The sequence below is a fragment of the Streptomyces phaeolivaceus genome (assembly GCF_009184865.1).
In the GTDB taxonomy this organism is placed as follows: domain Bacteria; phylum Actinomycetota; class Actinomycetes; order Streptomycetales; family Streptomycetaceae; genus Streptomyces; species Streptomyces phaeolivaceus.
This window is the reverse complement of sequence record NZ_CP045096.1, coordinates 6,699,619-6,720,049: the sequence shown is the minus strand read 5'-3', so window position 1 is coordinate 6,720,049 and position 20,431 is coordinate 6,699,619. Positions and strand designations below refer to the sequence as shown.

At 70.8% G+C, this 20,431-nt stretch carries 12 protein-coding genes, 1 pseudogene and 1 riboswitch; of the genes and pseudogenes, 5 read left to right on the top strand and 8 right to left on the bottom strand.

Going from position 1 to position 20,431, the window contains the following annotated elements; translation table 11 throughout:
- Positions 1-72: 72 nt before the first annotated feature.
- A complete protein-coding gene (locus tag F9278_RS31190) occupies positions 73-1,707 on the top strand; it encodes a DUF5691 domain-containing protein (RefSeq protein ID WP_152171268.1) in 1,635 nt (544 codons plus the stop codon).
- Between the two features lie 237 nt (positions 1,708-1,944).
- On the opposite strand, the gene F9278_RS31185 is transcribed toward F9278_RS31190, so the two are convergent.
- The gene (locus tag F9278_RS31185) at positions 1,945-2,361 is read right to left on the bottom strand and encodes a cobalamin B12-binding domain-containing protein (RefSeq protein WP_152171267.1); all 417 of its coding nucleotides are present in this window, start codon (positions 2,359-2,361) and stop codon (positions 1,945-1,947) included.
- Between the two features lie 669 nt (positions 2,362-3,030).
- On the opposite strand from F9278_RS31185, the gene F9278_RS31180 reads away from it, so the two are divergent.
- Together F9278_RS31180 and F9278_RS31175 are read left to right on the top strand one after the other, a co-directional pair.
- A complete protein-coding gene (locus F9278_RS31180) occupies positions 3,031-3,894 on the top strand; it encodes a lipase family alpha/beta hydrolase (protein WP_152171266.1) in 864 nt (287 codons plus the stop codon).
- Positions 3,895-4,286: 392 nt separating this feature from the next.
- Complete coding sequence (locus F9278_RS31175) at positions 4,287-5,885, top strand: M23 family metallopeptidase (RefSeq protein WP_152171265.1); 1,599 nt, start codon at positions 4,287-4,289, stop codon at positions 5,883-5,885.
- A gap of 92 nt (positions 5,886-5,977) precedes the next feature.
- Here the strand turns inward: F9278_RS31175 and pcrA are convergent, their stop codons facing one another.
- Positions 5,978-8,503, bottom strand: a complete 2,526-nt coding sequence (gene pcrA / locus F9278_RS31170) for a DNA helicase PcrA (RefSeq protein ID WP_152171264.1) — start codon at positions 8,501-8,503, stop codon at positions 5,978-5,980.
- A 251-nt stretch (positions 8,504-8,754) separates the two neighbouring features.
- A riboswitch (cyclic di-AMP (ydaO/yuaA leader) is annotated at positions 8,755-8,927 on the top strand.
- Between the two features lie 9 nt (positions 8,928-8,936).
- On the opposite strand from pcrA, the gene F9278_RS31165 reads away from it, so the two are divergent.
- Positions 8,937-10,136, top strand: a complete 1,200-nt coding sequence (locus tag F9278_RS31165) for a C40 family peptidase (protein WP_152171263.1) — start codon at positions 8,937-8,939, stop codon at positions 10,134-10,136.
- A 19-nt stretch (positions 10,137-10,155) separates the two neighbouring features.
- On the opposite strand, the gene F9278_RS31160 is transcribed toward F9278_RS31165, so the two are convergent.
- The 4 genes and pseudogenes from F9278_RS31160 to F9278_RS31145 all read right to left on the bottom strand — a co-directional run.
- The gene (locus tag F9278_RS31160) at positions 10,156-14,592 is read right to left on the bottom strand and encodes an NACHT domain-containing protein (RefSeq protein ID WP_152171262.1); all 4,437 of its coding nucleotides are present in this window, start codon (positions 14,590-14,592) and stop codon (positions 10,156-10,158) included.
- A 38-nt stretch (positions 14,593-14,630) separates the two neighbouring features.
- Positions 14,631-14,984: a hypothetical protein gene (locus F9278_RS31155; protein ID WP_152171261.1), complete on the bottom strand. Its 354-nt coding sequence runs from the start codon at positions 14,982-14,984 to the stop codon at positions 14,631-14,633.
- Positions 14,985-15,091: 107 nt separating this feature from the next.
- Positions 15,092-15,400, bottom strand: coding sequence for a group II intron maturase-specific domain-containing protein (locus tag F9278_RS31150; RefSeq protein WP_226967034.1), 309 nt, complete (start codon positions 15,398-15,400; stop codon positions 15,092-15,094).
- A 55-nt stretch (positions 15,401-15,455) separates the two neighbouring features.
- Positions 15,456-16,099, bottom strand: a pseudogene (locus tag F9278_RS31145) (helix-turn-helix domain-containing protein); the annotation flags it as partial.
- 741 nt (positions 16,100-16,840) lie between these two features.
- Here F9278_RS31145 and F9278_RS31140 point away from each other — a divergent pair.
- Positions 16,841-17,926, top strand: a complete 1,086-nt coding sequence (locus F9278_RS31140; protein ID WP_152171260.1) for a C40 family peptidase — start codon at positions 16,841-16,843, stop codon at positions 17,924-17,926.
- A 125-nt stretch (positions 17,927-18,051) separates the two neighbouring features.
- On the opposite strand, the gene F9278_RS31135 is transcribed toward F9278_RS31140, so the two are convergent.
- Both F9278_RS31135 and F9278_RS31130 read right to left on the bottom strand, forming a co-directional pair.
- Positions 18,052-18,924, bottom strand: a complete 873-nt coding sequence (locus F9278_RS31135) for a response regulator transcription factor (RefSeq protein ID WP_319023117.1) — start codon at positions 18,922-18,924, stop codon at positions 18,052-18,054.
- On the bottom strand, positions 18,921-20,246 hold the full coding sequence (locus tag F9278_RS31130) for an ATP-binding protein (protein ID WP_152171259.1): 1,326 nt from the start codon (positions 20,244-20,246) through the stop codon (positions 18,921-18,923). Before F9278_RS31130 ends, F9278_RS31135 begins: the two co-directional genes overlap by 4 nt.
- Between the last annotated feature and the right edge of the window lie 185 nt (positions 20,247-20,431).

Here is a 20,431-nt window from a genome sequence, read left to right as displayed (position 1 = left end):
CGGTCACAGAAACAGCGGCCACAGAAACAGCCGTCGCGGCGACCGTGGTTCGCGGCATCGGGGAGGGACCTCATGACCAGCACCTCAGAGGCTTCGGCGGGGCTCTCCTGGGAGGAGTTGGTCACGACCGCGCTGCTCGGCACGGACCGTCGTACGCCCCCGGGGGCCGTGCCGGGCCGGGAGGCGCCGGTGGCGTTGCTGGACGCGGCGGCCGTGGAGACCGTGCGGCGCCGGGCGGGGATCCGGCCCGTGCGGGCGGCGGCCCGACCGCAGCCGGCGGCACCGGACCGACGTCCCCCGCTGCCGCCCGCCGCGACACGACGGCTGACGACCTTGCTGGCCGACCGGCCGGGCACCGGCGGCGGACGCCGGGGCACGGCACCCGATCTGATGGAACTGCTGCCCCAATGGCTGGCCTTGGCCAACGCACACGGTTACGCGGCTCCCCCGGAGGCCCTGCCCGCGCTGCTGGACGCGGCGCGCGGCCGTACGGATCTGCGGCCCGCCGTGCTGGCCTTCGCGGGCGCGCGGGCGCTGTGGCTGGCCCGGCTCAACACGGACTGGCGTTTCGCGCTGCGGGCCGCACCCGGCGGCGGTGCGTCGCTGCCGGGCCCGGACGAACCCGAGGGCGTGCGACGGCTGTGGCGGGAGGGCCTGTTCGCGGAGCGCGTCGCCCTGCTCACGGCGATACGGGCCGGGGATGCCGCCGCGGCCCGTGAGTTGCTGTCGTCCACATGGCCGACGGAGCGCGCCGAGGACCGGCTGATGTTCCTCGACACCTTGCGTACGGGGCTGGCGGCGGCCGACGAACCCTTCCTGGAGGCCGCGTTGACCGACCGCAGTCGCAATGTGCGGGCCACGGCGGCGGAGTTGCTGTCCGCGCTGCCCGACTCGGCGCTCGCGCGGCGGATGGCGAAGCGTGCGACGGCGTGCGTGGCCGTCGATCACATGGGCGGCACGTCTTCGGGAACCGGAGCGCCCGCGATCGTCGTCGAGGCCCCCCACGAGTGCGACCCGGGCATGGAGCGCGACGGTGTGCTGCCCAAGGCCCCGGCCGGGCGGGGTGAACGGTCGTGGTGGCTGGGCCAGTTGGTGGAGGCGGCGCCGCTCGGGGCCTGGTCGGGGCGGTTCGGGGGGCGTACGCCGGAGGAGATCGTGGCGCTGCCGGTCGCGGACGACTGGCAGAGCGAGTTGCACGGGGCGTGGTGCCGGGCGGCGGTGCGGCAGCGGGATCCCGGGTGGTCGCGGGCGCTGCTGGGGGCGCCCTCCACACCGGAGGCCGGTGGGCCGGGAGCCGCGTCCCTGGCCGAACGGGCGAAGCTGCTGGCGACCTTGGAGGGCGGGAAGCGGGCCGAGTGGGTGGCGGGGTTCATCGCCACGCACGGGTTGTCGGAGGCGTTCCAGCTGCTCGGGGTGTGCGCGGTGCCGTGGGCTCCGCCGCTGGGGAGGGCCGTGGTGGACGCGCTCGACATCGCGCGGGACGCCGGGAGTTACCCCTGGAGTTTCAGTGGGGTGATGGGGTTGGCGGAGCGGTGCCTGGATCCGGGGGAGGCGGTGCGGCTCCAGCCGTTGACGGCTACGCCGGAGGACGCGGAGGATGCGGCGCCCGGAGCGGGTGGGTACTGGGCCGAGGCGTTTCAGCGGCTCGCGACGACGTTGCGGTTGCGGGCGACGATGCGGGCCGAGCTGGAGCCGCCGGGCGCGTGATGGCTGGGGGCGCGGAGGGGCTCGGGGGTGCGGGTTCGGTCGGCGGGCGCGGGCGCGGGCGCGGGTGCGGGCGCGGGTGCGGGCGCGGGTGCGGGTGCGGGCGCGGGTGCGTGGGGCTTCTCGCGCAGTTCCCCGCGCCCCTGAAAAGCAGGGGCCTGATCTTCTAGGGGCGCGGGGAACTGCGCGAGCAACCACGAACGACCCGCACCCGCCGACCGAACCCGCACCCCCGAGCCACTACGCACCCGCCCCCTGCCGCGCATGCCCCCGTACCCACTCCACGATCGACGCCGTCGTCGCCCCGGGCGTGAAGATCTCGGCGACTCCCTTGTCCTTGAGGGGCGCGATGTCCGCCTCGGGGATGATCCCTCCGCCGAAGACGAGGATGTCCTCGGCGTCGCGCTCCTTGAGGAGTGCGATGACCGCGGCGAAGAGCGTGTTGTGGGCGCCGGAGAGGATGGAGAGACCGATCGCGTCGGCGTCCTCCTGGATCGCGGTGTCGACGATCTGCTCGGGGGTCTGGTGGAGGCCCGTGTAGATGACCTCCATACCGGCGTCGCGCAGCGCCCGCGCGATCACCTTGGCCCCGCGATCGTGGCCGTCGAGTCCCGGCTTGGCCACCACCACGCGGATCGGGCCGGCTGCCACACCCATCACTGCCTCCATGCCTCCGTGAAACAACTGCACCAGGCATAGCGGAACACGGCAGTACATGTATCGCGAATCACGCGAACCCACACACATCACGAAACCACGCACATCACGACTCGGGGTCCGTGGAACACCCCTCCACCCCGCGCTCCGGGAAGTGAACGAACGTTGTCTCCAGCATCGCGCAACCGTCCGTTTCACGGTGCCGGGCGAGGGGGAAATCACACGGTGGGACACGTTCGCCGCGCACTGCTCCCGGTTTCCGCGGCTCACGCGTCGCGGGGACCGAGGTGATCACGGAGGTGATCGCGGCATCCGGAGCGTTTCCGGGCCGCCGGCCGGAGGCTCCCGTGGCGTGCGCGCCACGGGGAAGCGTGCGCAAGGAGAGCCGTCGGAAGGATGCCGCACCGACCCACCGCCCGAGGGAGGCCAGGGCGACGGAGCGGATCGGCACCGGCAGACGGCGGAGGGCAGGGCAGCGGGGAGTCAGGAGGGCCGGGCCCCCGCCGCGTGATCGACACCTCGTACGTCGCGCACGCACCGCACGTCACGCACGCCACACGCACCGCGTCACGTCGCATCGCCCGACCGTCCGTCGTCGGCACGCGCGGCTCTTCACTAGGGCACACGGGGGACAGAGGCGTCCACCCGTCTGCCGACGGGAGGTCGGGCATGAAGGTCACCAGGGCGGTCTCGCCCCTTGTTCCGCTCTGCGAGCGGTTCCTGCCCACCCAGCTGCCGGGTCTGTCGATGGCCCTTCTCAAGGCGACCGCCCTGGAGTTGGCGATCCTCGCGGGGCATCTGCTGCTCTATCCGTCCGGGATGACACAGGAGCGCCGGGCCGTGCCCGCGCCGCCGCCGCCGTCCGACACACCCCGGCTCCCGACCGAGGAGAAGCCCCCGGTCGTCCTGCTGCACGGCTTCATCGACAACCGCTCGGTCTTCGTCCTGCTGCGCCGCTCCCTCGCGCAAGACGGCGGCCGGCACCTCGAATCGCTCAACTACTCGCCCCTCACCTGCGACATCCGCACCGCCGCCGAGCTGCTCGGCCGGCACATCGAGGACATCTGCGAGCGCACCGGCCAGGAGCGGGTGGACATCGTCGGGCACAGCCTCGGCGGACTGATAGCCCGGTACTACGTGCAGCGGCAGGGCGGTGACCACCGGGTCCGTACCCTCGTCACCCTCGGCACCCCGCACGGCGGCACCCGGGCCGTGCCGCTGGCCGACGCGCACCCGATCGTCCGCCAGATGCGGCCGGGGTCGGAGCTGCTGGAGGAGCTGCGGGAGCCGGCGCCGGGCTGTCGTACGCACTTCGTGGCGTTCTGGAGCGACTTCGACCAGGTGATGGCTCCGCTGGAGACGGCCTGCGTCGACCATCCGGACCTGATGGCACAGAACATCCGGGTCACCGGCATCGGCCACCTGGCCCTGCCCGTGCACCCCGCCGTCGCCACCGGAATACGGGAGGCCCTGGACGCCTCACGGACGGGCGCCCGCGTCACCGCCCGCCCCGGCGGCCTGACCGTGGCCTGAGCCCAAGCCCCCAAGAGCGGTGACGTGCGCCACAGGACGCCGAAACGGGACGTACGGCGGTAAACGCGGCGCACGCCCACACGCCCCCATCACACACCCGACGCGCGACACCCCACCCGACGGCATCAACGCGCCCCCGCGCGACGCGCCGCCACCCGGCGAAACGTCTCGCCCCCGGTGGCACGGGCGTCCCACACCCCTCACACAGCGAGCCGTTTTCGAACAGGCTTCGAACGCAAGGCCAAAGTCGTGCCCACAGACCGCCGAAAGACGCTCGAATGCCCGTTTCCTGCGCGCGTGAAACCCGTTGAAGATTGTCGCGCCCGCATACCGCCGGGTACAGTCACCGCACTGCTCTGCCAGCCCCTGTCGTCGAGGCGAAAGAGAAGTTGGTGAACGATCGTCACCCGTCGGGGACCGCAACACCCCCGGCTCCGGCTTCCGAAGCCGACCCGGCGCACTACGCGTCGTACGGCCACCAGGAAGCCGCCTACGGTGACTTCACCACGTACGGCGACTACCCCGCCACAGGTTTCGACTCCGGCGCCGACGCCCACGCGACCACCACCGGGACCTTCGCCGTCGATCCCCTCTTCGGTGACCTGCCGGGCAATGACACCGGCACCGGCACCTACGACGCCTCCCAGTGGGCCACGGGCAGCCACCAGACGCTGAACTACGACCCGTACGCCGCGCAGCACCAGGCCGCGTACGACACGGGCAGCTACGACTCGACGTCCTGGTCGGCCGGTTACGAGCATCTGGCCCAGGTCCCGACGCAGTCGACGAGCCCCGACGCGAGCGGACAGTGGGACGCGAGCGGCTGGCTGCAGGCCGAACAGTCCGACGAGTCGGCCCGGTTGGGGCAGTCCGACCAGACCCAGCAGTGGGTCGGCACCCAGCACTTCGACACCGGCGCGTTCGACGCCACGCAGTGGAACAGCGACGGCACCCCCGTGGGTGACGAGCACGGCGCCGCCGCCGAGGCGTACGACGCGCACGAGCACCCGCAGACCGTGATGGTGGACCTGTCGGCCGTGGACCTCTCGGCCGAGGCCGCCGACTTCCACCAGCAGGCGACCGCCACGTTCGAGCAGATCGCCCCGTACGACCAGGACGAACACCTCTCCGCGGACGGCGAGTTCGAGAGCGACGACGCGGACCGCGACACCGTGCTCCTCGACGGCGAGGAGGAGGTCACCCCGGCCGCCACCAGGAGCGCGAGCCCCGGCCGGGCGGCCACCCGCGCGGCCTCGCGGTCGCGCCGGAAGGCTCCGGCCAAACGTTCCGCCCTGCTGACCGTGGCCGTTCCGTCGGCCTGTGTCATGGGGGTCGCGGGGATCGCGGCGGCCTCGGTCGGCGCGACGTCGGACGACACGGAGACGACGGCGTCCATCAAGTCGGACGCCACCGCCGTGAAGCCGTCCACCGCCAACAACCAGCTCGACACCCAGCTGGAGAGCCTCTCCGCCGAGGCCGACGACTTCGCCGACCGGGCCAGCCGGACGCAGGAGCGCATCGACCTCAAGGCCCAGCAGGAGTTGGAGCAGAAGAAGGCGGCGGCCGAGGCGGCCCGCAAGGAGCGACTGCGGCCGAAGTTCGCGCTGCCGGTCGCCAAGCACGGACTCAGCGCGTACTACGGGCAGTCCGGCGTCAACTGGATGTCCCTGCACACCGGTATCGACTTCCCCGTCTCGTACGGCACCGCGGTGATGGCCGCGACCGACGGCACCGTGCGCACCCAGTGGAACGCCGCCTACGGCAACATGGTCATCGTGACGGCCAAGGACGGCACCGAGACCTGGTACTGCCACCTCTCCACGTACAAGGTCGCCTCCGGTACGACCGTCAAGGCCGGCGACACCATCGCCTACTCCGGCAACTCGGGCAACTCCACCGGCCCGCACCTGCACTTCGAGGTCCACCCGGCGGGCGGCTCCGCGATCGACCCCCTGCCGTGGCTGCGCAGCCACGGGTTGGATCCGACGTAAGCGCGACGGACACAGGACGACAAAGGAAGACGAAGACCGGGCCCCTGCTCAGCAGGGGCCCGAGTCATGTCGCCTCACCGGACGACCGTCGGCTACAGCTTCTCCACCGGCGCGTACCTCAGCAGCAGCCGCTTCGGCTTGGCGTCACCGAAGTCGATCGTGGCCTCCGCGTTGGCGCCCGCGCCCCCGACACCGACGACCGTGCCGAGGCCGAACTGGTCATGGGTGACGCGGTCGCCCACCGCGAGCGAGACCACCGGCTTCTCGTTGCCTCGGCGGGTCGCGAAGCCGGACGCGCCGGAGGCCGAGGAACGGGAGCGGGACGAGGACAGCGAGGACACGACCCCGGCGGCCGGCCCCGAGGAGACCGGCGCGGAGGCACCCGTGCGCTTCCACTCCAGATGCGTCGCCGGGATCTCCTCCAGGAAGCGGGACGGCGGGTTGTACGAGGGCTGGCCCCAGGCGCTGCGTAGCGAGGACCGGGTGAGGTAGAGCCGTTCCCGTGCGCGGGTGATGCCGACGTACGCGAGCCGGCGCTCCTCCTCCAGCTCCTTGGTCTGGCCGAGGGCACGCATGTGCGGGAAGACGCCGTCCTCCATGCCGGTGAGGAAGACGACCGGGAACTCCAGGCCCTTGGCGGTGTGGAGGGTCATGAGCGTGATGACGCCCGAGCCGTCCTCCTCCTCGTCGGGGATCTGGTCGGAGTCGGCGACGAGGGCGACCCGCTCCAGGAAGGCGGAGAGCCCGGCGGGCGTCGCGACGGCCTCGCCCTCGCCCTCGCCCTCTCCCTCGCCTGCCGCGGCCCCGGACTCCTGCTCGAACTCCAGGGCGACGGCGGCGAGTTCCTGGAGGTTCTCGATACGGGTCTCGTCCTGGGGGTCGGTGGAGGCCTGCAACTCGGCGAGATAGCCGGTGCGTTCGAGGACCGCCTCCAGGATGGTCGCCGGTCCTGCGCCGGAGTCGACGACGGTCCGCAGGTCCTCCATCAGCGTGTTGAACCGCTTGACGGCGTTGGTCGAGCGGGACGCCATGCCGTACGCCTCGTCGACGCGCTTCAGGGCCTGCGGGAAGCTGATCTTCTCGCGCTGCGAGAGGGCGTCGATCATCGCCTCGGCGCGGTCCCCGATGCCGCGCTTGGGCACGTTGAGGATGCGGCGCAGCGGGACGGAGTCCTCCGGGTTGGCGAGAACGCGCAGGTAGGCGAGGACGTCCCGGACCTCCTTGCGCTCGTAGAAGCGGACGCCGCCGACGACCTTGTAGGGCAGGCCGACGCGGATGAAGATCTCTTCGAAGACACGGGACTGGGCGTTGGTCCGGTAGAAGACGGCGACGTCTCCGGCCTTCGCGTCGCCCGCGTCCGTCAGTCGGTCTATCTCGTCGGCGACGAACTGGGCCTCGTCGTGCTCGGTGTCGGCGACATAGCCGGTGATCTGGGCGCCCGCGCCCGCGTTGGTCCACAGGTTCTTGGGGCGGCGGGACTCGTTGCGCTCGATGACCGCGTTGGCCGCGCTCAGAATCGTCTGCGTGGAGCGGTAGTTCTGCTCCAGCAGGATCGTCGTCGCGTCCGGGTAGTCCTCCTCGAACTGGAGGATGTTGCGGATGGTCGCACCGCGGAAGGCGTAGATCGACTGGTCGGCGTCACCCACGACGCACAGCTCGGCGGGCGGTACGTCCCACTCGTTGGGCGGGACGTCGACCGGGTGCTCGGAGGTGCCGACCAGCACTCTGACCAGGGCGTACTGGGCATGGTTGGTGTCCTGGTACTCGTCGACGAGGACATGCCGGAAGCGGCGGCGGTAGTGCTCGGCGACGTCCGGGAAGGCGCGCAGCAGATTGACCGTCGTCATGATCAGGTCGTCGAAGTCCAGCGCGTTCGCCTCGCGGAGGCGGGACTGGTACATCGCGTAGGCCTGGGCGAGGGTCTTCTCGAAGCCGTCGGAGGCCTGGGCGGCGAAGTCCTCCTCGTCGATCAGCTCGTTCTTCAGGTTCGAGATCTTGGCGCTGAAGGACTTGGGCGGGAAGCGCTTCGGGTCGAGGTCCAGATCACGGCAGACGAGCGCCATCAGCCGCTTGCTGTCGGCGGCGTCGTAGATGGAGAAGGAGGAGGTGAAGCCGAGCTTCTTGCTCTCCCGGCGCAGGATCCGTACGCACGCGCTGTGGAAGGTCATGACCCACATGGCGTTGGCGCGCGGGCCGACGAGCTGCTCGACGCGCTCCTTCATCTCACCGGCGGCCTTGTTGGTGAAGGTGATCGCGAGGATCTGGCCGGGATGGACCCGCCGCTCGCCCAGCAGATGGGCGATGCGATGGGTGAGCACCCGGGTCTTGCCCGAGCCGGCGCCGGCGACGATGAGCAGGGGGGACCCGGCATGCACCACGGCCGCGCGCTGGTTCTCGTTCAGCCCGTCCAGGAGCGCCGCCGCGTCGATCGCGGGGCGGGGGGCGCCGTCGCGGTAGTACGCGTCCCGGTCCGGTGGCGCGTCGAACTTCCCGCCGAACAGATCGTCCGGAAGCGGCTCCGGTACGTGATCGTCCTCGGGCGGCGGCGGGGGTTCCTCCGCGTGGCCGCGGGGGGCCTGGAGGTCCGCCAGAAAGCTGTCGTCAAAGAGGCTGCTCATCGCTCTCCGAGTCTAGGCGCCCCCACTGACAGCGGGAGGCCGCCCCGGGAAGTTCACAACCGTACACACTCGCCACGCACCGCGACCGCCGCGCGACGGTGAGCGATCGATCCTACCGTCTGTCGCGCCGAAGAGGCTAAGGTCACGAAAACGTATCAGGCATATCGAACATCAACCTTCACACGGGCCACACGAGTTGGCTAGCTTTTTCCCTAGGACCGTACGACCCAACCGGCGAACGTCGCCGGGCCGCACGGCCTCCGCCGAGTCCGGTACGCCTTCCGTCGGCGCCGGAGCCGGGGACCCACCGACCTCTGGGGTGAATCGACCCGACCGCCGCACGCGGCAAGGGTCGTAGGGCAAACCTTCCGAAGCTTGCGCCCGAACCCGACAGCTAACTCGGTAGGCGGACAACGGAAGGAGACGCCGAACCATGGCGCCGCACCGCAAGCCGCGTCCGGCCGGCCGGACGCGCGCGGGCATCCGCACCCCCGCTCTCGCCACCGCCGCCCTCACCTCCGTGGCCCTGCTCTCGCAGACGGCCACGGCCGCGCCGTCGACCGACGACAGGCCGAGCCTGGAGGAAGTCGAGAAGAAGGTCGACGACCTCTACCGCCAGGCCGGGTCGGCGACCGAGAACTACAACGCGGCCAAGGAGAAGACGACCAAGCAGAAGAAGCAGGTCGACACCCTCCTCGAAACCGTCGCCAAGCGCACGGAGAAGCTCAACGAGGCGCGGGAGGAGCTGGGTTCGTTCGCCGCGGCCCAGTACCGCAACGGCGCGGCCGCCCCCGACCAGGCCTCGCTGCTCCTGGCGGACAACCCGCAGGACTACTTCGACCAGAACCAGCTGATGGACCGGTTGACGGACCGTCAGAAGGACGCCGTCGACTCGTACGTCACCGAGCAGGCCGAGGCGACGGAGCAGCGCCAGGAGGCGAGCGACAGCCTCGAACAGCTCACCGAGTCACAGAACGCCCTCAAGACCAGCAAGGCCAAGGTCCAGGCGAAGCTGGCCGAGGCCCGTGAACTGCTCTCCAGCCTCACCGCCGAGGAGAAGGCCCGGCTCGCCGCGATCGAGAAGCGCGAGCAGGAGGAGGCCGACCGCAAGGCGGAGGAACTCACCCGGCAGCAGACGGCGACAGCCCAGCCGACCCAGAACACCCAGGGGAGCCAGGAGACTCAGGGAACCCAGGGAACGGTCCAGGAGGAGGCCTCCGCCGGCACGGAGACATCCACCGAGACCGCCGCCCCGGCCGAGGACTCCACCTACGCCTCGAAGGCCGCCAAGGCCCTCGCCCGCGCCCGCGCACAGATCGGCAAGCCGTACGTCTGGGGCGCCACCGGCCCCGGCTCCTACGACTGCTCCGGCCTCACCCAGGCCGCCTGGAAGGCCGCCGGCGTCGACCTCCCCCGCACCACCTACGACCAGGTCAACACGGGCACCACCGTCTCCCTGTCGAACGCCAGGCCCGGCGACCTGATCTTCTTCTACGACAACATCGGCCACGTCGGCCTCTACATCGGCAACGGCATGATGATCCACGCCCCCAAGCCGGGCACATACGTCCGCGAGGAGTCGGTCTTCTACGACGGCGAGTCCTCGATCCACAGCGTGGTGCGACCGGCGTGACGGCAGGGCGACAGCCCGGTCAGGTCCGTCCGGGCAGCTCCAGCATGCGGGGTATCTCGCGCCGATAGCGGTTCACCGCCGCCCACGCCGCGTCGGGTTCCGCGGCGAGCTTGGCGCGGGCGGTGGTGAGCCGGCCCAGGGGCCCGGGACCGGCGGACCGCAGCCAGTCGAGGCGCTGCGCGAGATCGGAGGCGTCGCTGTCGGTGAAGGTGCGCAGAAGGGTCGCGCCCAGGGCGAGATAGGACCGGACCTGGTCCGCGGCCCGGCGGGTCTCGTACTCGTCCGAGGGAATCGCGGGCATCGTATAGATCAGTTGTTCCCATTCGACGGCGTCCACGGGCGCCTGTGAGACCTCGCCGATCCAGCGCGCGGCCGCAGGCGCGTGGTCACCGGCCAGGGTCGCCGCGTAGCGGGACTGCGCGGACAGTACGGCGTACGCGTCCTCGGTGATCAGTTCCCTGGCCAGAGGCGCGAGTTCACCGACATCACGCAGGGCCTTGGCACCGGCGAGGCTCATCACGGCACGCAGCAGATCGCGCGGCAGCCCGCCGGAGAGCACCTGGCACAGCCACAGGTAGGGCTCGGGCAACCAGACACCGCGCAGTTCCAGCAGGCTGCGGGCCTGTGCCAGGTCGAGCGGCGGCACGGCCACGACCTTGTCGAAGGCACTGTCGAACGCGGTCCGCACGTCGAGCACATGCCGCCCGAACGCGGTGAGCGCGTCCTCGGAGACGGCGACCAGGAAATGGCATCCCTGAATACCGAAGACGACCTTGAGGTCGTTCAGGAACCGCTCGGCCTCCTCGGCGCTGCCGAGTTTGTCCAGTTCGTCGATCCCGATCACGACCCGGCCGCCGAGCGGGCGCCGTTCCAGCGCGACGAGATCGAGCAACGCCCGGAACCGTGCGACCAGTTCGGGATAGGTCAACACCTGTTCCGTGTGCTGGACCTGCCGCGCGTCGGCGAGTTGGAGGCCGGCGGGGAGCGCGAGCTGGTTGGTCCGGGTGCGCATGACGGTCAGTTGGTAGTGGAGGGTGCGCAGATGGCGCAGGGCAGCGGCTTCCGCGGCTCCGGTGCGTCGTTCGTGCCTGCGCGTGGAACGCCCTGAGAGCACCAGGGCCCACCCGATACCGACGACCGCGGTCACGGCTCCGCCGATTCCGACGAGCAGCGGCCGATCCACGGACCACGACTGCCCGAGTTCGGTGAGCTGCGGCCACAGGAACGCCCCGACGCAGGTGAGCACCCCGGCGACCACGGCGAAGGCCGCCCCGATCCGCTGCGCCCGTGCCTTCCAGCGGGTCGGCTCGGTCCCGGGCGGCCCGTCATCGGCCGCCTCCACTCCGGTGATCCTGCGGCACACCTCCGCGAAGAGGTGGATCAGGAACTCCCGCGGGTCGTACGACGTCGGGGCGGGCACCAGCACGAGCAGGTCGTCGGCGGCGGTCGCCGCGTCGGGTGCGCAGAACCGTTGCATGAGACTGCTCTTGCCGGCCCCGCGTGGCCCGCTCACTCCGAGGCTGGCGCTCTCCAGTTGCCTCAGGTGGTACTCGGTCTGCCGCGCCGCCTCAGTGGCCACGAACTGGTCGGAGCGGCGGATTCCGGTGAGGCGGGAGGGGTCGATCGTGGGAAAGCTGAGGCTCTGGTGGCCGCGACCCACCGGCAGTCGGCCCCGCAGGAGCGGCATCACACCGTCCCGGGCGAGGGCCGCCAGCCAGTCACGCCTTGCCTGGACCGCGGCGTCCCGGGAACGGGTGGCGGGGAGTTCGGGCCAACGCGTGGGGTCTTCGAGGCGGAGAGCGCGGTGGGTGGCGGCGTGCGGGCGGGCGTAGAGGTAGACGGGGAGGGTGAGTGCGGTCAGCACGGCGGAGACCATCGCGACGGCGGGAAGGCGATCGGGGGCGACGCCCGTCAGAACCGACAGCACGACGAGGGGGCCGAAGGCCGGCGCCGGTGAAATCACCCAACGCCTGTGCCAGGCGGCGGCCGACGTCGGCCACTGCCGGAATCCGAGCCAGACGAGAGCCGCCCCGAACCATGCCAGGGCCACCTCGTCCAGGGCCATCCCCATCAGGCCCACGGCGTTCAGCAGGAAGATCACGCCGAGGCCGGCGATCGTGCCGTACACGAAGGTGAGCACCGGTCCCGCCCACCAGGGCTTGCGCTGTACCGCGAGCATGCTGCGGTGTGCCTGCTGGAAACGCCCGTACGCCTCCGCTCCGGCATCGGCGATGGTCTGCAGGTCGTCGTCGAGCGCTCTCTCGGTCAACGAGACGATGTGTTCCGCCGCCCGTTGTTCGGCCGCCGAGTCCCCATCCGCCGTGTAGGCGATGTAGGCGACGGCCTCCGGCTGTGCGAGTGTCTCGTCCACGATCTCCTGGCGCACGTGTCGGACAGCGTCCTGGTGGGGGTCGTCACCGCCGCCGCTCGCCACGAGTGCGTCACGCACCCGTTCGTGCCGGTAGGCGTGGCAGCCCTCTCCGTATCCGTCCGGACTGGTCAGCAGCCCTTCCGCGGCGGCCCGGTCGAGAAACGCCTGCAATCGCCACGGCAGTTCCCCGGCGACGGCCAGCCGGGCGTGGGCCAGCCGGTAGCGGCCCCACGCGCTGCCGAGGAGAAGCACCGTCACGAACCAGAGCACACAGGCACCCGCCAGGGAGAACCCGTCCTGCGCGGACAGCGTGTCCCGCCATCCGTAGCCGATCGGGAGGCCGATGAGAACCGTGACGGAGGCCGCCTTCAGCAGTGCCGCGCGCCTGTCCTGGACGAGGTCGCCGACGCGACGGTCGGCGGAGGGAACGGCATCGATCTCCCGCACGCCGAGAGCCAGCGCGAGGCCGAATCCGGCCAGCAGACAGACGAGCACCACGGTCAGCCCCACCGCGACCGGTGCCGCCTCCGGAGCGACCGCGCCACCCCCGCCGGATCCGGCAGTGCTCGACAGCGCCGTCGCCGCGCACGCGGCGACGGCCCCCGCCGTGCCCCCCAGCGCCCATCGCACCCACCGCCTGGGCCCCGACCGCTCGGCACTCCAGCCGCCGACCCGCCGGGGCACCTCGCCCTCCAGCGACACGGTGATCGACTGCGCCAGCACGCAGCCGACCAGGACTCCGAAAGCGGCCCGGGACGAGCCGGTGGCGAGGACGGCCGACGCCGACAGGACGATCAACAGCGACCGCGCCGCCGGCACCATCCACCACAGCGCCGACGCCCCCGCCATGCGCCACCACAGCAGCAGCTCGTCGTCGGCGCTGCCCATGACTCGGGTCAGGACCTCCAGCCAGCGCCTTCGGTCCCCGGGACGCCGCCGACGTCCGTCGTCGTCACGCCAGAGTTCGAAGTTCGCGGTCGGATCGGCGTTCTCAAGGACGCGCCGGGTGATCTCGTCCACCCCGGGGAAGCGTGCGCGGTCGAGGAGTTCGGCAGGGTCTCGGCGTTCGTACGCGCTCAGTGCCAGTACCAGGATCAACGGCGAGGACAGTGCCTGGGCCAGTGGGCCGCCGGGATCGGCCTCGACCGCCCGCGCCACGGGCGCCCACCGCTGCGCCTCGTCGGGACCGCTCCAGCCGTCGTCCGTCAGGATCGTCCGCGGGTCCAGCGGCAGCAGCCGGACGACTCGGCCGAGCCGGCCGGCGCGGTGGGCGGCGAACTCCTCCTCGTAGACCTGGGTGCGGCAGGTCATCACATATCCGCCGCCCGAGGTCCGGGCCCACCTCGACCTCGTCAACTGCTCGACGAACACGGCGCGATGGGGCGCCGAGAGCTCGTCCAGTCCGTCGAGGACCGGCAGTACCCGCCGGCCCGACACCAGTTCCAGTGCCGCTTCCCGGGGGAGGCCGAACTCCTCGTACAACCGGCCGGCCAGCCACCTGTCGATGAGCCCCGCCTCCGGGGTCCACGTGGCGACCGACACCGGCACCGGAACAGGCGCGTCCGGCGTACGGTCCTGCACGAGGCCGAGGACCAGGGTGTGCGCCATTCTCGTCTTGCCCGAACCGGGATCACCGATGATGATCAGTCGCTTGTCGTGCGATGTTCTGTACATCGGGAGCAGTTGGTGCTCCGGACTCGCCCCCGGAGGGCCGCCGAGGTCGGGCTCTGTCCTGGCCCAGCGCAGGGGCGGCAGGCTCAGCCTGGATCGCGGTACTTGAAGTCGGGTGCGGACAACCCTTCGGACCGAGGCGGCGAGGACGGCGACAGGCTCCTCCCTGGGCTGCCCGCGGCCGGCGCCGGGGCCCCAGCTGATCCACGCGACGGCCGCCAGGGCGAGTCCGATACCGCCCGGCAGAACAATGGGAACCGCGGCGAAGAAGTCGTCGCCCACATCTCGGCTGTCCATGAGGTCCGTGTGCCGCCACAACCAGCCCGACAGCCACAGCCCTCCCGCAGCCGAGCACACCCCCGATACGATCGCGAGCACCCGGTACACCATGTGCCTCTCCCCCGACTCAGCCATGACCGCATCATTCCGGACTCATCTCGGGGCCTGCTTCGCTATATCCACAGGACCGCGATGAAAATATTCACGGTGGTCAGCGCGCCCACCAGGGCGAACAGGGGCTTCTCCACCGTCTCGTCGTCGCGTTTCACGTAGACCAGCCCCAGGATCACGATCAGCAGGGCGAGTTTGACGCCGATCTTGATGTTGTTCACGGGCTGGTCGTCGGCCTGGTTGAGGCCGACGAGGAGGGCACCGGTGATCAGCATGGTGAGGGCGCCGTGGAGCATGGCCGGGACGAAGCGGGCGGTGCCCTGCCCCATGGCCTTCATCTGGGTGAGGAAACCGCCCAGCAGGGAGGCGATGCCGATGATGTGGAGGGCGACGAGGATGTGGATGAGGACGTCCATTGGTAGTTGGAGGCGCGGTGCCCTTGCGGGCCCGTTTCCTCCGTCCCCTTTCAATCCGTGCGTGCGGTTTTCCCGCACACGGCTTACCGATGATCTTCTTGACAAGGTTACGCAGCCTTCGGATAGCGAATGGTGCCACGCAGTCGATACAGGCCGTGCCCGCTGAACCACTCTTCCGTCCATTCCTGCCACTGCCCACGCCGCAAGTTGCGCCCTCGCTTCTTGACCATCAGTCTGCGAAGTCGCCACACCACGTATCGGTCAGCGTTCTGGAATTTATCGGCGGCATTCCCGGTTCTGAAGTAATTGCCCCAGCCGCGCAGGACCGGATTCAGATCCGCGATCACATCACGGATATCCCATCCCGACCGACGGCGGTCGGTCCGTTCCCGGACCTTGTCTCGGAGTCTCTTCATCGCCGCTTTCGAAGGCCAGCGGTGCAGGTAGAAGCGGACTGTTCCGTACTTCTCCCACGACCTTCCGGGTGGCGAGCAGGCCCGCGAACGCGGCGAAGTCGCCGGTCACCTTGCCGCGGCCGATGCCGGCCTCGTTGTCCCAGACCAGCATCCGCGGGACCGCCCTCCAGCCGGTCAGCAGCTTCCAGTGTCCGTCGATCAGGTCGCCGGTGGTGCGGGTGGGCAGCATCATCGCCGTGATGATCCGCGAGTAGCCCGAGACCATCACGAGCACCGGCGGCCGGCCGGACTGGCCGTAGCCGAGCGGGTTGTCGACGCGGGCGGGAACCACAGGTCGCACTGGGCCAGCTCGCCGGGCTGATAGGTGGTGCGTGAGACCGGATCGACGGGCAGATAGGCGGGCCGCAGCTCGCGCACGCGTTCCTTGAGGACAGTCATGCCGCGGTCCCAGCCGATCCGCTCGGCGATCACCGTCGCCGGCATCGTCGGGGTCTGCTTCAACAGCTCCCGGATCTGCGGCTCGACCACGTCGACCGCCGAGCCCTTGGCCGGCCGGGAGTAGACCGGCGGCCGGTTCGTGGCCAGGGCCCGCTTCACGGTGTTCTTCGAGATGCCCAGCTGCCGGGCGATCGCCCGGATCGGCATCTGCTCGGCCCGGTGCAGCCTGCGGATCTCTGCCCAGTCCTCCACGGAAATCACCCTCTTCTCCTGACCTTCGATCAAGATCAGGTTGGTCAGAAGACCACGAAGTGGGTCAGTTTTGATCCGCCGTCAGAGGGTCACGATCCAGAACCACGATTCACCCGTCGCCGACACAAAGTTCGCTTCACGCTACGGCCCGCGCGCTTGCTCCCTCCAAAGAGGCTCTTGACATCCCGCTCAGCCCGCCGGATCTCTCCGACGAACCGGGACCAGCTACCGGGCACTCCGGTGCCTACCCGGACGGGACTTCCACCCGCGAGCCTGAGCCAGCTTTCAGGACGCAACATGCGCGGAGCCTAATGAGAGGCCCGCGTTCCGCCGGGCACCGGGGCGGCCGAGGCGCATCGACGGTCTTGCATATATGCGCCGCATAGCACCGCCTCGCCACCGCCCGGTCCGAAATCGCCGCATCGGTCATCGCACAGCGTGAAGTCGGTGGCGCCAGGGCGGGATCGCGGTCACATACGGTCACCTCGTGGTCGGTGCGCGCCACTTCCGTACAACGCGTTACCGTGCCCTCACAGCCAGGTTTAGCGTCCTCCCTCAGGTGACCGGCTCCCCACCGCCGCCCGGACCAGGGGCGGCAGTCGGCCACCACCGCCGAGAAGGTCCGGCGGCGTCCCGCTCCCCCTGTGCGGGCCGCCGCCGGACGTGTAACCGCTCCCCCCAGGCGGTCCGTACGGACAGACGATGTTCGTACTGCGGACGGCGGTCGTACGGAGAGGACACGCACTCCACGTGGCAGCGCACCGCAAGCCCAGACAGCGCTCACTCGGCGGCCATACGGTCCGCACGGCCGCGACCTTCGCCCTCGCGGGCGCGGCGACCGCGACCGGTTTCGACGGCACCGGACACGCCGATCCACAGCTCACGCCTGACCAGGTCAAGGCGAAGGTGGACAGGCTCTACCAAGAGGCCGAGGTCGCCACCGAGAAGTACAACGGCGCGAAGGAGAAGGCCGACAAGGCGCAGGAGAACCTGGAGGAGCTGCGCGACCAGGCCGCCCGCCGCACCGACCGGCTCAACTCGGCCCGCGACGAACTCGGTTCGGTGGCCGCGGCGCAGTACCGGGGCGGGGGCCTGGATCCCTCCTGGCAGCTCGCGCTCTCCGCCGACCCTGACCAGTACCTGGACGGCGCCGCCCTCGCCGAGCGCGTCGGCAGCCGGCACTCGGCCGATGTGGCGAGCGTACGGAAGCAGTTGCTGGAGATCGAACGGCTGCGCGGCGCAGCCCGCGTCGAACTCGGCACCCTCAAGACCCGGCAGACGGAACTGAAGCGGCACAAGAAGACCGTCACCTCGAAACTCACCGACGCACGGCAACTGCTCGACCGGCTCACCACCGAGGACCGCGCCCGGCTCGACACCCCGGGGGGCACCACCGGCACCGGGCACGCCTCGCGCTCCTCCGCCTCGGCCCGCCCCGACCTCACCGGCCCCGTCTCCCCGGCCGCCGCGTCCACCGACGCCCCCAACTCCCGTGCCGCCGCGGCCGTCTCCTACGCCTACTCCAAGCTCGGCAGCCCGTACGTCTGGGGCGCCACCGGCCCCAACGCCTTCGACTGCTCCGGCCTCACCCTGGCGGCCTACCGCGCCGCCGGTGTCTCCCTCCCCCGCACCACCTACTCCCAGATCGACGCCGGCCGCCGCGTCGCCCGCTCCGAACTCCGCCCCGGCGACCTCGTCTTCTTCTACTCCGGCATCAGCCACGTGGGCATCTACATCGGCAACGGCCAGATGATCCACGCCCCGAACCCGTCGGCCCCGGTACGCGTGGCACCTCTCGACGAGATGCCGTACGCGGGGGCCACACGGGTGGCCTGAGCCGGGCGGCGTGGGCTGGGCAGCCTGGGCTGGGCCTCGCGGGCCCGGTGGCGTGGGCCGGGCGGCGTCGGCCGGTCAGGGGATCGATCTGGCGGGCGGGCGGCGCCCAACCGGCCGCCCGGCTCTCAGACCAGGCGCCGTGCCGTCGCCCATCTCGTCAGTTCATGCCGGTTGGACAGCTGCAACTTCCGCAGTACGGCCGAGACATGGGACTCCACCGTCTTCACCGAGATGTAGAGCTGCTTGGCGATCTCCTTGTACGCATAGCCACGGGCGATGAGACGCAGCACTTCGCGCTCACGCTGGGTGAGCCGGTCGAGATCCTCGTCGACGGGCGGGGCGTCGGTGGAGGCGAAGGCGTCCAGAACGAAGCCGGCCAGGCGCGGGGAGAAGACCGCGTCGCCCTCCTGGACCCGGAAGATGGAGTTGACCAGATCGGAGCCGGTGATCGTCTTGGTGACATAGCCGCGCGCACCACCCCGGATCACACCGATCACATCCTCCGCCGCGTCCGACACGGACAGCGCGAGGAACCGCACGGGCTGCTCGGCGTCCGCCATCAACGCCGAGCAGCGCCGCAGCACTTCGACCCCACCGCCACCGGGCAGATGCACATCGAGGAGCACCACCTCGGGCCGCGTACTCGTGATCACCGATACCGCCTGGTCGACATCGGGCGCCTCTCCGACGACCTCCACGCCCGTACGGTCCGTCTCCCCGATCTCGGCCTGGACTCCCGTCCGGAACATCCGGTGATCGTCCACCAGCACGACCCGGACATGCCGACCGGACCCGGCGGCGGTCACGCCGGAACCGGCGGACGCGGTGGTCCGCCCGGATTCACCGGGCCGACCGGTCTCGTCGGGCCGGCCGGACTCGTCGACCCCGCCCTCGGCCGCATCCGTACCCCGCGCGGCCGGACCTCCCTGGTCCCCTTCCGGCCCAGTGCCCGAACCGCCCTGTGCGGCAGTGTCGTTCGGTCCGTTCGCGTCACTCATGACGTCGTCTCCGCCCTCTCCATCTCCAGCTCGACCTCCGTGCCGCCGTCCGGTACGGCGCGGAGCCGTGCCGTACCCCCGTTGCGCTCCATGCGGCCGATGATCGATTCTCTGACGCCCATGCGGTCGGCGGGTATCGCGTCGAGGTCGAAGCCGGGACCTCGGTCACGGACGGACACGAAGACCGTCCTTCCCTCGACCTCGGCGAAGACCTGCACGGCACCGCCCTCGCCACCGTACTTGGCGGCGTTCACCATCGCCTCGCGCGCGGCCTGCGTCTGCGCGGTCAGTCCTTCGTCGAGGGGGCAGTCACCGACGACGACCACCTCTATGGGGACACCGTGCTTGTCCTCGACCTCCGCCGCGTTCCGCCGCACGGCCTCGGCGAGGGTGTCCGGCTCGTCGGCCTCGTCCTTTCCTGTGCCCTCGGGTTTGTACAGCCAGTTCCGAAGGTCGCGTTCCTGGGCGCGGGCGAGGCGGCGCACCTCGTTCGGGCTGTCCGCGTTGCGCTGTATCAGTGTCAGTGTGTGCAGCACCGAGTCGTGGACATGGGCGGCGACCTCCGCGCGCTCCTGGGCACGGATACGCATCAGGCGCTCCTCGGAGAGGTCCTGGGTCATACGGACGAGGTACGGGCCGGCCAGCAGCGCTATGCCGACGAGCACCGCGAGCGCGGCCTCCAGCACCGAGCCGAGGTGGGCGGCCGAGCCCTGCAGCACGAATATCCCGGAGACACCCGTGGTGACCAGCAGGACACCGGCCACGGAGCGGAGCAGCGTGATCGTGCGCCGACGGCGGCCGACCTCGGCCCAGCGGGCCCGCCGCGCGTTGTCCGCCTGACGCCAGACCAGGGCGACGCCGGCCGCGACGAGCACGGTCGGCCACAGATACGCCCTGGCACCCTCCCCCAGGTTCACATTTCCGACGAAGACCATGGCCACGACGACCATGAGGAGGAGGGCGACTATCTGGCCGCGGTCGGGCTTGCGGGCCACGAGTCTGCGGCGGCCGTCGGGGGAGGTCTCGGTGGCGATGGCCGGTGGCCGCTGGTTGTCGACGCCGCCCACGCCGAGCGGGACGAAGAACCAGAACGCCGCGTAGACCAGAGCGCCGAGGCCGTCCGCCAGGAAGAGGCCGACGAACACGAGCCGCACCCAGGTCACGGGCAGGCCGAGATGTCCGGCGAGCCCTCGCGCCACGCCTCCGAGCCAGCGTCCGTCGCTGCTGCGGTAGAGCTTGCGCGGGGGCCGCGGAGTGTCGACTGGCAGTGCTGCGGCTTCCGGCATGCCATCGATGTTCACACGCACGGCGTATCGAGGCATCAGGGTCGACCCCCGAGACGCCCCTGATCTTCGGCCTCACCGTGATCGAACGCATCCCCGGGCGGATATCAGGGTTCGACCAGGGTCATCCCGACTGCCGTCGGACGGGCTCGGCGGTCACGATGGACGCATGACGGATCACCAGCACGCGGCAGCGGAGCCGGGCCCCGGCTCGGGTCCGGACG

Coding starts and splice junctions, on each gene's coding strand:
- F9278_RS31190 (WP_152171268.1), top strand. CDS start 73: ATGACCAGCACCTCAGAGGCTTCGGCGGGGCTCTCCTGGGAGGAGTTG.
- F9278_RS31185 (WP_152171267.1), bottom strand. CDS start 2,361: ATGGGTGTGGCAGCCGGCCCGATCCGCGTGGTGGTGGCCAAGCCGGGA.
- F9278_RS31180 (WP_152171266.1), top strand. CDS start 3,031: ATGAAGGTCACCAGGGCGGTCTCGCCCCTTGTTCCGCTCTGCGAGCGG.
- pcrA (WP_152171264.1), bottom strand. CDS start 8,503: ATGAGCAGCCTCTTTGACGACAGCTTTCTGGCGGACCTCCAGGCCCCC.
- F9278_RS31165 (WP_152171263.1), top strand. CDS start 8,937: ATGGCGCCGCACCGCAAGCCGCGTCCGGCCGGCCGGACGCGCGCGGGC.
- F9278_RS31160 (WP_152171262.1), bottom strand. CDS start 14,592: ATGGCTGAGTCGGGGGAGAGGCACATGGTGTACCGGGTGCTCGCGATC.
- F9278_RS31155 (WP_152171261.1), bottom strand. CDS start 14,984: ATGGACGTCCTCATCCACATCCTCGTCGCCCTCCACATCATCGGCATC.
- F9278_RS31150 (WP_226967034.1), bottom strand. CDS start 15,400: ATGAAGAGACTCCGAGACAAGGTCCGGGAACGGACCGACCGCCGTCGG.
- F9278_RS31135 (WP_319023117.1), bottom strand. CDS start 18,924: ATGAGTGACGCGAACGGACCGAACGACACTGCCGCACAGGGCGGTTCG.
- F9278_RS31130 (WP_152171259.1), bottom strand. CDS start 20,246: ATGCCTCGATACGCCGTGCGTGTGAACATCGATGGCATGCCGGAAGCC.